Source organism: Halobacteriovorax sp., assembly GCF_048381875.1.
GTDB lineage: Bacteria > Bdellovibrionota > Bacteriovoracia > Bacteriovoracales > Bacteriovoracaceae > Halobacteriovorax_A > Halobacteriovorax_A vibrionivorans.
On record NZ_JBLXBP010000006.1, the window covers coordinates 43,101 to 56,166 of the forward strand.

General features: G+C 33.1%; 17 protein-coding genes. 6 read left to right on the forward strand and 11 right to left on the reverse strand.

From position 1 onward, the window contains the following. Positions 1-163 precede the first annotated feature (163 nt). On the forward strand, positions 164-604 hold the full coding sequence (locus tag ACN5L8_RS14360; protein ID WP_114705933.1) for a 4Fe-4S dicluster domain-containing protein: 441 nt from the start codon (positions 164-166) through the stop codon (positions 602-604). Here ACN5L8_RS14360 and lspA read toward each other — a convergent pair. The 4 genes from lspA to ACN5L8_RS14380 are packed head-to-tail and all read right to left on the reverse strand — an operon-like array spanning position 601 to position 5,181. After that, the gene (gene lspA / locus ACN5L8_RS14365; RefSeq protein ID WP_114705934.1) at positions 601-1,101 is read right to left on the reverse strand and encodes a signal peptidase II; all 501 of its coding nucleotides are present in this window, start codon (positions 1,099-1,101) and stop codon (positions 601-603) included. The two genes, ACN5L8_RS14360 and lspA, sit on opposite strands and share 4 nt — an antisense overlap. Then, positions 1,098-2,603: a sigma-54-dependent transcriptional regulator gene (locus tag ACN5L8_RS14370; RefSeq protein ID WP_114705935.1), complete on the reverse strand. Its 1,506-nt coding sequence runs from the start codon at positions 2,601-2,603 to the stop codon at positions 1,098-1,100. The genes lspA and ACN5L8_RS14370 overlap by 4 nt, the downstream gene beginning before the upstream one ends. Before the next feature lie 11 nt (positions 2,604-2,614). Further along, on the reverse strand, positions 2,615-4,492 hold the full coding sequence (locus tag ACN5L8_RS14375) for an ATP-binding protein (protein WP_419173351.1): 1,878 nt from the start codon (positions 4,490-4,492) through the stop codon (positions 2,615-2,617). Next, positions 4,489-5,181 (reverse strand): hypothetical protein, encoded by a 693-nt coding sequence (locus tag ACN5L8_RS14380; protein WP_419173352.1) that lies wholly within the window; start codon positions 5,179-5,181, stop codon positions 4,489-4,491. Before ACN5L8_RS14380 ends, ACN5L8_RS14375 begins: the two co-directional genes overlap by 4 nt. Positions 5,182-5,465: 284 nt before the next feature. On the opposite strand from ACN5L8_RS14380, the gene ACN5L8_RS14385 reads away from it, so the two are divergent. Next, positions 5,466-6,299, forward strand: coding sequence for a TIM barrel protein (locus ACN5L8_RS14385; RefSeq protein WP_233500245.1), 834 nt, complete (start codon positions 5,466-5,468; stop codon positions 6,297-6,299). A gap of 17 nt (positions 6,300-6,316) precedes the next feature. Here the strand turns inward: ACN5L8_RS14385 and ACN5L8_RS14390 are convergent, their stop codons facing one another. From ACN5L8_RS14390 to ACN5L8_RS14400, 3 genes are read right to left on the reverse strand one after another with little or no spacing between them, the layout of a single operon-like run. Beyond that, the gene (locus tag ACN5L8_RS14390; protein ID WP_419173353.1) at positions 6,317-6,661 is read right to left on the reverse strand and encodes a hypothetical protein; all 345 of its coding nucleotides are present in this window, start codon (positions 6,659-6,661) and stop codon (positions 6,317-6,319) included. Between the two features lie 30 nt (positions 6,662-6,691). After that, the gene (locus ACN5L8_RS14395) at positions 6,692-7,129 is read right to left on the reverse strand and encodes a hypothetical protein (RefSeq protein ID WP_419173354.1); all 438 of its coding nucleotides are present in this window, start codon (positions 7,127-7,129) and stop codon (positions 6,692-6,694) included. Positions 7,130-7,146: 17 nt separating this feature from the next. Then, the gene (locus ACN5L8_RS14400; RefSeq protein WP_334677859.1) at positions 7,147-7,656 is read right to left on the reverse strand and encodes a hypothetical protein; all 510 of its coding nucleotides are present in this window, start codon (positions 7,654-7,656) and stop codon (positions 7,147-7,149) included. A 234-nt stretch (positions 7,657-7,890) separates the two neighbouring features. On the opposite strand from ACN5L8_RS14400, the gene ACN5L8_RS14405 reads away from it, so the two are divergent. Next, positions 7,891-8,079: a 4Fe-4S dicluster-binding protein gene (locus tag ACN5L8_RS14405; RefSeq protein WP_114705942.1), complete on the forward strand. Its 189-nt coding sequence runs from the start codon at positions 7,891-7,893 to the stop codon at positions 8,077-8,079. On the opposite strand, the gene ACN5L8_RS14410 is transcribed toward ACN5L8_RS14405, so the two are convergent. From ACN5L8_RS14410 to ACN5L8_RS14425, 4 genes are all read right to left on the reverse strand, one after another. Further along, complete coding sequence (locus ACN5L8_RS14410) at positions 8,067-8,894, reverse strand: nucleotidyltransferase family protein (protein ID WP_419173355.1); 828 nt, start codon at positions 8,892-8,894, stop codon at positions 8,067-8,069. The two genes, ACN5L8_RS14405 and ACN5L8_RS14410, sit on opposite strands and share 13 nt — an antisense overlap. Further along, positions 8,887-9,828, reverse strand: a complete 942-nt coding sequence (locus ACN5L8_RS14415; RefSeq protein WP_419173356.1) for a phosphotransferase — start codon at positions 9,826-9,828, stop codon at positions 8,887-8,889. The genes ACN5L8_RS14410 and ACN5L8_RS14415 overlap by 8 nt, the downstream gene beginning before the upstream one ends. 1 nt (position 9,829) lies before the next feature. Beyond that, positions 9,830-10,582 (reverse strand): hypothetical protein, encoded by a 753-nt coding sequence (locus ACN5L8_RS14420; RefSeq protein ID WP_120405607.1) that lies wholly within the window; start codon positions 10,580-10,582, stop codon positions 9,830-9,832. Between the two features lie 66 nt (positions 10,583-10,648). Then, positions 10,649-11,305, reverse strand: coding sequence for a LysM peptidoglycan-binding domain-containing protein (locus ACN5L8_RS14425; RefSeq protein WP_114705946.1), 657 nt, complete (start codon positions 11,303-11,305; stop codon positions 10,649-10,651). A gap of 117 nt (positions 11,306-11,422) precedes the next feature. Between ACN5L8_RS14425 and ACN5L8_RS14430 the strand changes: the two genes are divergently transcribed. The 3 genes from ACN5L8_RS14430 to folK are packed head-to-tail and all read left to right on the forward strand — an operon-like array spanning position 11,423 to position 12,997. Then, on the forward strand, positions 11,423-12,370 hold the full coding sequence (locus tag ACN5L8_RS14430) for a hypothetical protein (RefSeq protein WP_419173357.1): 948 nt from the start codon (positions 11,423-11,425) through the stop codon (positions 12,368-12,370). Further along, the gene (locus tag ACN5L8_RS14435) at positions 12,360-12,530 is read left to right on the forward strand and encodes a hypothetical protein (protein WP_334677855.1); all 171 of its coding nucleotides are present in this window, start codon (positions 12,360-12,362) and stop codon (positions 12,528-12,530) included. Before ACN5L8_RS14430 ends, ACN5L8_RS14435 begins: the two co-directional genes overlap by 11 nt. Then, positions 12,530-12,997, forward strand: a complete 468-nt coding sequence (folK, locus tag ACN5L8_RS14440; protein WP_419173358.1) for a 2-amino-4-hydroxy-6-hydroxymethyldihydropteridine diphosphokinase — start codon at positions 12,530-12,532, stop codon at positions 12,995-12,997. Before ACN5L8_RS14435 ends, folK begins: the two co-directional genes overlap by 1 nt. Positions 12,998-13,066 lie beyond the last annotated feature (69 nt).

Genomic DNA, 13,066 nt, shown 5'->3' on the forward strand with positions numbered 1-13,066 from the left:
CCCTGAAATTATGTAAAGTAAAAATTATTATTTACTTAATCTTTTTACGTTCCAATATTGCTAAAGGACTATACCTAATGTATTTTAATCAGGCAAAAATCCCTTTAATGATGCGTTGATATACGTTAAAATACTGTCTGTATTAAAGTATTAGGAATTGCTAATGAGCGAAGATGTTAAATTTTTAGTTGAGAACCCTTACCACTCAGCACGTTTTAAACCTGCGAGAAAAGGTAAAAAAGGTCCAAAACTACTTGCTGTTGTACACCAATCAGGTTGTACAGGTTGCGAAATCTGTATTCAAGGATGTCCAGTAGATTCAATTGAACTAGTTCCTGGGCCAAATCCAAATAACCCACAATTTAATCAAACAGTTGAAATCGATCTAGCACGTTGTATCGGTTGTCAAAACTGTTCTCAAGATTGCCCTTGGGAAACGATTACAATGTATGAACATAATGATGCATTTGCTATCTGGGGAAAAGAGACTTTAAAGTCAGAACTTTATATCTCAGAAGAAAGCTTAGATCAGCTTCATAATGAATACGGGATTAAAAAAGATTTACCAAGTGAAGAATCAAATAACGAAGAAGAGAGTGCTTAAGTATTAGCACTCTTCTTCTTTCCTTTATACTCAGTTAAGAAATAATCAATTATATAAATACCTGCTGCCACAGAAATAGATGCGTCTGCAACATTGAAAGCTGCAAAATGCCATCCACCATAATAGAAATCAAACATATCAACAACGTAATCTAGTGATATACGATCAATTAGATTTCCCACGGCCCCAGCAAAGATCATTGAATAGGCAAGACATAGAAGATAGCTCTTCTTGCGTGCATCCCAAATAAGATAGACAAACCAAAAGCAAGCAATAACTGGAAGAATCTTAAAGAGAACCATTCTAACAACGTCCGGAAAGCTTCCTCCCATTCCGAATGCAACCCCTGGATTTCTAACATATGTTAAATTAAAAAAGCCTGGAATTACCTCAAGAGTTTCACCTAGTTTAAAACTTGATTGTATTGCGCCTTTTGAAAATTGATCTAAAAATAAAATCCCTACAATAAGTAAGGTCATTTGCCATATTCGATTCATTCGTAATATTCCTTAGGATTAATTTCGTATTTCTCAATTTTACGAAGTAACGTCTTCTTTGGAATATTCGCTTTTAGAGCAGTTTGATTAATCTTACCCTTATTGATCTTTAAGGCCTGAACAATAAACTCTTTCTCAAAGATATCTTTTGCCTGTGAAAAATTAAGCCTTAACTCACCATCTTCTTCTGTCGTCGCAAAAACAAATTGATAGCCTTGCGCACTTGCAATTAGCTTCTCATCTTGACCTGCGTCTGTAAGAACAGAGTCTTTAATCTCTTCATAATCGATAATTGTTTGTTCATCAGCATCATTAGATGATTCAACAGTTGCTGATTTACGAATCTTATCTGGTAGTGAAGAAGATTTGATTATGTCTCCGCTTTCAATAATAAAAGCATGCTCAATAACGTTTCTTAGTTCTCGAATATTTCCAGGCCAATCATGACTCTTCATAATGGCCATCGCATCATCATCAAGTCCCGAAATACTGAGATGGTGAACATTATTAAAATATTTAACGTAGTAATCCACAAGATGTGGAATATCTGAATTTCTTTCTCTTAATGGAGGTAGATAAACAGGAAGAACATTTAAACGATAAAATAAATCTTCTCTAAAAGTTCCGTCTTCAATCATTTTCTCAAAAGGCTTATGTGAAGCAGCAATGATTCTTACGTCACATTTAATTTCTCTATTTGATCCAACAGGAGTGAACGAGCCTTCTTGAAGAACACGAAGTAGCTTGACTTGCATTGTAGGTGAAACATCACCAATCTCATCTAAGAAAAGTGTTCCACCGTCAGCAAATTGAAATTTACCAATCTTTCTTTCATTGGCACCAGTAAATGCACCTTTCTCGTGCCCAAATAATTCAGACTCAATTAAGTTCTCTGGTATCGCTGCAAGATTTATCGTTACAAACTTCTCATCTTTTCTTGGCCCATTATAGTGAATGGCACGAGCAACAAGTTCCTTACCAGTACCTGACTCACCTCGAATAAGAACCGGTGTATTGACCTGTGCAAGTTTTCCAATTACGTTGAAAACCTTTTGCATAACATCTGATTCACCAACAAATTTATTCTTAGTATCCCCAAGAGATAAAACTGGAGCAGAGAATCCAACTGTCTCAACTAGTGAGCGTGCTTTTAATGCTCGCTTAATTAAAGAAACTAAATTCTCAGAGCTAATTGGCTTCTCTAAGTAATTATAAGCACCTTCTTTAACGACCTTTACAGCATCAGTAACATTCGAATATGCCGTTAAAATAATAACAATAACAGATGGGTCATGTTTTTTGATTTCAGTTAGGGCCTCTATCCCATCCATCTCTGGCATGTTAACATCCATAACAACCAGGTCATATTTCGTTTTATAAACTGCACTTAGTGCTTCTTTTCCATTGTCTGCAACATCGACAGCGAAGTGATGAAATTCAAGAGCTTCCCTTACAGAACTCTGTAAAACCTTATCATCATCAACGACTAAAACCTTATGCATACGCACTCCAATTATTTATTTAAAAATTTAATTAAAAAGCTTGTTCCTTCACCAATTTGAGAGGTTACAGATATCTCTCCACCATGAAGTTCTACAAAGTATTTTACCAGATAAAGACCTAGACCGCTTCCCTTAATCGTATGAGAAGCATCGTTTTTAACCCGATAAAACTTCTCAAATATATTGTCGACGTCATTTTGTCCCATACCAACGCCATTATCCGATATTTCAATATAAACCCAAGTATCATCATCCCAAGTTTTAATATCAATAACTTTGCCTATACCGGCATATTTAATTGAGTTTTCAACAATATTTGAAATTATTCTATTAACTAAGCTCGTGTCAATTTCGATAGGAAATAATGGGCCTAATTCAGTATTGATTTTCATCTCTTTTGATCGTGCTAAATAACTTAAGCTATTTACACAATCATCAATTACTTTATTAACATCCTTACTTTGTAGATTAAGAGAAATATTTCGTGATTCAACTTTAGTTAAATCTAAGATTGAAGTTATAAAATTATTTAATTCTTTAGTTGAATCAATTATTGTTTTTAACCCTTCATGAACATACGTTTCACCACCACGATTTTTCTGCAACATATTGTCTGCAACACCTGCAATCTTGGCCACAGGGGTTTTTAAATCGTGTGACATTAATGAGATAAAGTTTTGTTTCAAATCTTCAACTCTTTTTAATAATTTAGTCTCTTCCTGAATTTTATAACGACGTTGATATTCACCAATGGCCCTAAAGGGAACCCAAATATAATAAACAACAAACACAGTAAGTAAGATATGGGTTATATATAGCCAAAGTCCAAAAGCAATGAATATCAAATAAGAAATCAGAACCGTACTAAAGATAATAGCTACTGTAGTTACAAGTCCTTTTACTGGCTGGATACGTGAGATAACAATTGAAAGAATGATACCAATTAGCATCGAAATTAATTTTGTTACCCACATCGGTATTGCATAGACTAACTTATTTTCTATAAGTGACTTAGTCATATTGGCATGTATTTCTAATTTTGGTGATCGCCTCTGGTCTTTATCAAATGGAGTTTTAGCGTAATGACCAAGATTTGATATATAGGCGGGACCAATTAATACTATTTTTCCATTAAAATAGCCTGGCGGAATATTCCCAACAACGACCCTATGAACCGGTAGTTTTTCGACATGCTTAAGTTTGCGTAAGGGGTAACGAAACAAGCTAAAGCTAGCGTCAGCTTCGGGCATATAATATGCACTTTTTAGATTATTAAGAATTAGTGGCTCTTTACCATGAAGAATTCTCCACTCATTTGCCGTCCAAAAGCTTAATGTCTCTTCTCCTGATATATTGAGAACCATTCTTCTTACAACATCATCTTTAGCAAATAGCTTACTATCAATATTAACAATTGCTGGAGAATAACCAAGATCTCGTAATTGTTGAGGAGGCAGTCTTTCCCCCCATGCGTCTAATTCAGTTCCATAACGATATAGGCCACCTTGTTTGACATAAGCTTTAATTTCATCGTGAAGTAATTCTAAAGAGTTTGCTTCTCTCTCATTTAAAGGAGCTGAAAGATCTCCAAAGAAATTAATAATAGCAGGCTTATCTTTTAAAACCTTACGGAATAATTTTAAGTAAGTTGTATAAGTATAGGGATAGCTCTCACCTAAAAACTCATCACTTTCTTCATCAATTTTTATAAGAACAATTCTGTCATCTTTATTTAGACTAAAGTCTGTTTTTAGACGTAAGTCATAGAAGATTGCTTCAATCGTTGGAAATTTATATTGGAAAAGAACCAAAAGAAAAACAATCGTAAAAAGCGCTGGATAATACTTTGTATAATCCAAATCTTTAAAGAACTTAAAAACTTTCTTCATAATAGCTCACTTTGATAGAACCTTTGGTCCATCTCGTGTTCCTTATGATAATGGAGTGACCACATTGTTGTAGAAGAAATATTAAAATGTACTTTGTTAATTCTTGAATTCTCAAGATAAATCACTTTTTGTGCAATACCTCTTATATCGATTTGACTGTTCTCATTATTGCTAAAAAACTGCTTCTTATAGCTATTAGAAATATAGTTAAAGAGTCTTCTCGGTACGACAAAGATATAACGAAAGACGGCTTCTGCTCTTAAGAGATTAAATAGCCAATTAAAAATATTTCGCCAAAATAATAGTACTGCTAATAAATGCCCCAGAATCTTTGAGTTGAAAGTATCAGCAAATCCCATCTCTGCTTCAAGATAGCGATCCATTTCTACATCTGTTAAGCGCTCAAGTAAGCTTGAGTTTAATATGAGAAAATGGCTTCCAAGAAGTGTTCCCTGCAAGAAGAATGGAGCATCCTTACCTTGATAAATCTGTGGTGTTGGCCGACTTCTATAAAATAAGAAGCTTGAAACCTTCTTATACAATCGAGGTCTTTCTTCCCTAGAAACTTTCTGTAAGTTAAATCGAGAAATAACGATTGAAGGAATTATGTAAGTAAATGAAATCACATACATTAAGACAGCGATAGCAAGATTATTTAGTATATGTAGATTAGGTCCAAATACAACCAAGAACCCAGTTATAAAAAATATCTGAATGAAGATAATAAAAAAGCTTAAAAGATATGAAATAAATACACTAAACAAAATTTTGTCCCTATTTTTTTTACAAGATCATCTCTAATTATAGACCCAAATCCAAATTCCGGCTATAAGTCATCTAAATTACAAATTGATAATAGTCACTGTAAGCGCTATGCGCAAGCAAGCATTTCGCAGCGCACCTATTGTCGAATCCGTAATTGTGATACACAAGGCATTAACGTTTAAATTATAGAATTAAAGGGGTGTTTTTGATGCAAGGTAAGCTACTATTCGGTACAGCAGGTGTTCCAAATTCAACAGCTAAAAAGAACAATCCAGTAGAAGGCGTAAGACGAATTCACGAACTAGGTCTTGACTGTATGCAACTAGAGTTTGCACACGGTGTTAGAATGAAAGAAGAAGTTTCATCAAACCTAAGAAAAGTTTCTTATGAATTAGGTGTTCCTTTGACATCACACGGCCCTTACTACATCAACTTAAACGCAAGAGAACAAGATAAAATTGACTCTTCTGTTGAAAGAATCATTCAAACAGCAAAGATCTCAGATCTATGTGGTGCTGAATCTATGACTTTCCACGCTGCTTTCTATATGAAAGATTCACCATACGATGTTTTCGATCTTGTAGAAAAGAGTATGAATGTAATCGAAGAAAGACTAAGTCGCCTTGATATTGAAATTGAACTAAGACCTGAACTAACTGGTAAAACATCTCAATTTGGTTCTCTTGAAGAGCTTATTAACCTTACTAAAAACGTTGATTCATGTCGTCCTTGTATGGATTTCTCACACCTTTTCGCACGTACTAATCAGTATAATAGCGAAGAAGAATTCGACATGGTTATTGGTAAGTTAAAAGAAGAATTAAGTGAAGAAGCTATCCAAAATATGCATATTCATATTTCAGGAATCAGCACAAACTCTAAGGGTGACCTTAAGCATCTAAACCTTGAGCAATCAGACTTTAATTGGAAGGCCCTACTTAAGTCTCTTAAAAAGAATGGTTGTGGTGGATATATGATTTGTAATTCACCAAACTTAGAAGAAGACGCATTGATGCTAAAAAATTATTATATGACTTTATAAAAATAAAAAAGCGGCTTTTAAGCCGCTTTTTTTATGTCTGCATATTCCTTAAATCTCAAATATAAATCATCACCAAAAACATAGAAATAAATATCTTCAGTAGTATTGAAGAATTCTTTTAAGGCACTATCAAGATCAACATCATAAGATTTTAAATCTAAATAGCTGCCTTTAATTAAATCCTGTATTAATGCAAAGCTTTTTGGAAAATCGAGAGTCTTAGTGTCCCATTCAACTCGATATGAACTTGTGTCTGAAATATATTTTAATTTAATCCCTTCAGACTCATCAGGTTCCAAAATATCAAATGTTTCATAAACAAGACTTTCTAATGTAAATTCAAGTATTTTCTTATTCTTCACATTAAACTATTCGGTAACTTTTAAATTATATTAACGAATATCTTCTTCTTTAAACTCGTAGAATGACTTTACATCACTAATATTTGAAATGAACCACTTTTCATCTCTTTTAACGATTAAAGCGATCTTTTTGACAGAAATGGAAACATCTCTCTTTGACTCTTCTGTAGTTGCATCCGCTTCATATGAGAGAGTATAAGTTATTGAACATTCATCACCACTACAGTTTTTATAGACAATTTTAAAGCGGCTATCTGAAAATTCATTTGATTCGTTTAATTTATTAGGGTCTTCGCCAAGTGCTTGAGTGTACTCCTCAAGTAAATCACCAGTAAGGTAATCTTCAAGGTCATCAACACTGATCTTATCGTTTAAGCGCTTTTCAATGAATGATTTTAACACTCCTTCCGGACTATTATTTGACTGACAGCCTATTAGCAATAGGCAAAAAATAAGAACTTTAAACATAACTTCTTCCTTGAATTTTAATAAGAGACAATTCCTCTTCTCTTTAAAATATTAAATAATGTATTCCAATTATACTTTCCACTTGAGCTTGAATTTATTAACTTCAGGCCATAGCCATTTTCATAAACTAACTCAACATTAAATGTATCACTAAATTTTGCGCCTTCATAATCCAATTCAAAGTCTAGCTTTTCACCTTTTGATATTTTTTCATCTGTAAAAATAACAATACCTTTATCATCGCAATTAGAAACTTTGACAGGAATCTTTGAGCCTGATGATAAGAAGATGCTCCCCTCTAAAATACAGAATTTATCAAAATTAAAATTCTCTTTATTAAAGTTAGGTTTAAAAATAGCCTGGCCTAGCTCCTCTTTTAAAAGAAGGATCATATTATATGCAACTAACAAGAAAACTACTGAAAAGAGTAAGATGATTTTGTCATACTCAACCAAGAAAAGAGAGAAGACTTTGTAAAAAATATTTAATACGAAAACGGCCATCACAACGACAGTAAGTTCTCCCATATACATAATTTTAAAAAGTAAAAATAACGCGAGGGCCGTTGTAAGTTTATAACTTCCAAGAATCCCGACAAAGCGTTCAAAGTTTAATGCAGAGACATCGGCATCTAAAGAGAAGCATGTATGCAGAAAAAACAGCGAAAATATCACAAATAAAATATTAAGCAATTTAAATATTAATGTGTCAGTATTGTGCACTTTTCCCCTTCAATTTTAATTTTTTGATATAATCAATATATGGATTATTATCTCGAAATTTCTTCACGTTGTATAGAGTGTGATAACTGCAGGCTGATTTGTCCAGAAAAGGCTATTTTTATGGACAAAGGCAAATATACGATAGAACCATGGGCATGTACTTTATGTAATGCATGCACGCTTGTTTGCCCTGTCGATTGTATTAAAGAAGTGTCTCAAAAGGAGTAAGAAGCTCCATTATATTTAATTAACTTATTCTCGAAATCAAAAGTAACCCCACACCAAGTCATCTTTTTTTGTGATTTAAAATCTGAAGTATCTAACTCAGGAATACCTTTTAAAAAATTAACTATCACATCAGGTATTTCATCAAGCTTACTAATGACGCTTAAGTATTTATCTAAAGTTCCAAGATCTAAAAAGACAGGATTATCTGGTAAGCTCATCAATACATTTGACGACTTATAATCACAAACTGTTTTAAAAAATCCAGAAGCACCAGGTGTATAATTAATCTTTCCAAGATTGATTAGTCCGACACCAGAATAAGTGAAATAATCACCACTTCCTTCATGTGGAATAATATCAGTTAAGTGCCCATCTTTTAAAACAGTTTCATTATAGCTAGAATTACCATCCACATTTATAGCATACAAATGTGCAACAGCATCACTACGTTCTAAATTGTCATAATCCGATTTTATATTTTCAAAATCAAAGAAGTAAAACTGATCAGAGTTAATAATTAATATAATTTCGTTATCAACAACTTTTTTCAAATTATGTATACACCCACCACTACCTAGAATTTCAGGCTCATACAACAGAGTTACATTTTTGTCCTTTGCCCAATCAAGCATTTCTTCATGGCAATGATGAGAATTTATATAAATATTCTCGCAGCCTAAATTTCTTGCATAGGCAACTTGTAAATCAAGCATCTTCAAATTTAGAAATGGCCACAAGGGTTTTGGTATAACCTTTCCAAGCTCTCCCATTCGCGTACCAAAACCTGCACTTGCGATAAAACATGTCTTAATCATCTTTACCTCTTTCAAGAATCGTTGCAAAACGCAAGAAAGAGTCTTCATCTCTTAACTTTAAAACATCGATTAACTTCTTTAGATTAGGTTTGATAAATGGAAGATATCCATTTTTATTCTTATCAATACTAAGATAAGCAAAGCTACCCAGTGCTTTAAAAGTACGCTGTATCTGAACTATCTGATAATCTTTTAAATATTTTGAATTAAATTCACTATCAAAAGAATTTAATAAAATTGACCTTTCTTCTTTTGAAAATTGTATATAGCAGTCATCTACCAGTGAAACTAAATCATACATAGCTGGCCCCACTCGCATATCTTGATAATCGATATGATAGAGCTCATCAGCTTTCACATATAGATTGTTAGAATGATAATCACGATGACATACTACTTTTTTATTTTCTTCATAGTAATTAATCAATAACTCTCTAACACTTGCAACGACAATTTTTTCGTCTTCATTTAGGTTTAGTTTCAAATGTTTTTCTAAAAAGAATTGAAGGGCCAAATCGAATTCAAACCCAATTTTCTCTCTATCGAAATATCGACTTTGACAAGTTTCTAAAGGGAGTCTTTGGTAAGATTTGATATCATTTACTGCTTGTATATGTTTCGTAAGTCCATTTTTAAGATAATAATCTTTCAAAGAAATATCACCAACATCCTCAAGAATAAGAAGAGAGATCTCTGGTAAATAAAGATAGATTTTTGGAGTGTTAATATCTTTTTCAATGAGTGTCGTGATCAAATTAAAATCACGACTCTGCTGTCCATTTGGCTCTTCTGTACAGACAATTAAACTTTCGCTCTCGTTTTTTAATCGGTAATACTCTCTACTTGAAGCATCGCCAGAAAGTTTTATAAGGTTCCAACTCTCTTGAGAATATCCCTGCTGGTCTAAAATAGATTTAACTTCATTTATTTCCATATCATATACTTTCTTTGAACTTATAAAATTGTTTTGATGAATTCTTTTCAAAAATAAGATTCTCATCTTTTGTGCTTTGAACCATATAATTTTTAAGCAGGAATTCTTCTTTTGATAAGTCTCGAGAATAAACCTCTTGAGTTGAGAAACTAAGCGATTGCCTATTCAGTGTTTGTAGCCATAATAATCTTGCTTCTGGGTCATAACCAGATTTTTTTAGAACATCATAAACAAGATTATTTAAGTCTCGTTTTGCATTTAAGTCTAGACGATTAAGTCTAATCATATCTTTTACCGTATATGAATTAAGCGGTATGATTTTATTCTTTTCATATATACCAATTTTACTTCTTAATAATTCACCGATTAATACTGAAACAAAAATACTTTCGGAATTCATAAATCGACGCAGAACTCCGCGAGACATAAAGACGTTATTTCTAGGAAGTGAGAAGTAAAAATTTCTATTATCTTCAACAATATAAAAATTAATTCCAAAATCATCTTTCACAAAGAGACTTTGATTATTTAAATATAGCTCACGAGCTATCTTTTGTAGGTATCTATTTGATCTTCTTGAGGGCCTCTTAACTTTGTTGTTTTTGATAAACAATTCAGCTACACCTTCGAGATGAACAAGGTAATCCTTAGAAGTAAAATCAACTTCGTAATTATATGGATATCCCTTATCGTCCTTATATAAGTAGGTACAAGAAGTTAAAAATAATATTGATATAAAAATATAAAGTTTCATTTGTTCTCAAATAAAAAGAGCTCTCATTATGAGAGCTCTTATATCATTTGATTTATTATACACGATTTACATTGGGCTGGAAGCAACATCTCTTTCTTCAGGGATGTAATATAAAGTAAATCCAGCAAAAATTAAGTTTGGATCTTTAATCATTTCTCTGTTGTTATCCCAAATTGATCTCCACTTTGCTGGTGTACCGTACTTGTCTTTTGAAATTACACCTAGAGTCTCACCCTTACGAATAAGGTGAGGAAGACCCACTGGATTCCAGTTGAATTGACCACTTTCATACTTAATGATGTCACCTGGTTGAAGTCCATCAGCAAGTGCTTCTTGATTCATTGCTTGAACATCACGCCACTTGCTATAGTCTCCATATAATTTAAAAGCAATCCACATAAGTGTTTCACCTTTTTGTACTTCATATGTATCAGTTTTAGAAACAACAACTTCTTTTTCGAGTTGAACGTTTTCCTGAAGCAATACTTCATCAACTGGTTCTTCATTTGTTGCAACTGCTTCCATTGTAGGCTCTGCAGTTGGATCAGCGACTTCTTCTAGATCAGCAAATTCTTCATTTGCATCAACGACAAAGTCTGAATCATCAATTGAAATTTCTTCAGCAGCTTGAGTTTCTGCTACTTCTTCACCTTTCTTCTCGTTGTTAGAACAAGATGTGAAAGTTAATGTTGAAACTAGGAATAGTAAAAATATTTTTTTCATGGTCTAAAACCCCTTTTTTAGTAACAATCTATATAGTTACCCATCGGTTCCTTTTTAATTATAATTAAATATTAACCGCCTAGACTAATTTCTTCATGCAATGTACAATTTTTCCGTATGAATGTTTTTAAACTATTTACTATAGTATTCTTCTCAATCTTTTCATTTGCGCAATCACCTATCAGTGATTTCTCAAATAGTTCCAATTACGATTTGGCCAAAGAAAAGATTATAAGTATATCTGGAACAAAACGAATTCTTCTCATTAGTAATGGTCAAGATAGTTTTGCCAAAGGTGATTACATTACTATTTTAGTCAACAAAGAACCTGTAGTACGAGGTATTGTTCCAAAACAAAAGAATAATGTAGCAGCAATTAAAATCACTAAGATTTATAATGAAGAGATTTATTCAAATATTTTCGTGAACCAAGATGTAGAAGTACTTCGAGGTGATGATTCTGCATATGGTAAAGCAGATACAGCAGAAGAAAGTGAATTTAGAATTACTGATAGCGAATCACTATATGACGATACGACTTTATTAGATGAGGACATTTATAGTGAAGAAGCACAAGAAGGCGGAATAATTAAAAATGATAATCTTGTCTCTGTTGGTATTGGGCTAGTAGATGGCTTTAATACCGCTGGTAAAGAAGATACAAATACTCAGTATAATGCATCTTGGGCGTTTCAATTAGATAAGAATATCTGGCTAGAAGGAAGTGTTGGGCGTCACTTAATCAGAGGTTTTCCAAATGAAGAGATCGACACTGCTGTAAACCAATATATATTCCGTGCAAAATATTCATTTGAAGGACCACTTTATACAGTATTTATGCCATATGCAGGATATAAGTTTGCAACTGCAGATAGTCCTGGTGCAGGTGATGTATCGGCGGTTGGAGCTGATGCAGCCGCACGAGAAAAAGATCTTGTTGCAAGTGTTGAAAAAAGTGAGCCAGTTTTTGGAATTACGGCATTAAAAAGATTAGTCCCTGGTTGGTTCTTTAGAGCTGATATTGGTACCGATCTCATGGGAGTCAGTCTTGCTCTTGAATTCTAAACTTTTTTTAATATTAATTTTACTTAGTTCATGTGGAGTAAAAGCTCCACCTAAACCAAAGAACCAAAACTTCCCTTCATTTATTGAAGAGAATAAAAAAGTTCTTAGGCCATCAAAAACCACAAAACAAGAAACTAAAAAGAAAGAAGATAATAATTAATGAGAATCATTCTTAGCCTTGGGACTAATCTTGGTGACCGAATCGAATCAATCAAAAGCGCATCTAAGTTATTAGAAGACGCATTTAACTGTGAAGCCAAAATGAGTCACTTTTATGAGTCACCTCCCTATGGGCCACAGGATCAACCTTCCTTTCTTAATATTGCCCTAGAAATAAACACTTGTTTAAATCTTTCCCCAACTTCAATCTTGAAAATATGTAAGGAGATCGAAGAGAAGTTAGGTCGAAAACACCGCTATCACTGGGGTCCTCGTGAAATTGATATTGACATAATTTTTATCGACTTCTTAGAAGTAAAAGAAGAAAGGCTCACCATACCGCACAAAGACTTTCGAAACCGAAGTTTTGTTCTAGAACCATTAAAAGACTTACCTTCATTTTCTGAGTATAAAGAGCATTACAAAATTAAAACATTGAAGAACAAGAATACAAAATTGATCCTATAAACTTTTCTCGTTGCGACACTTGGTGCCAAGTCCTTATTACCTATTTACTAAATACTGAAAAGGTATCTA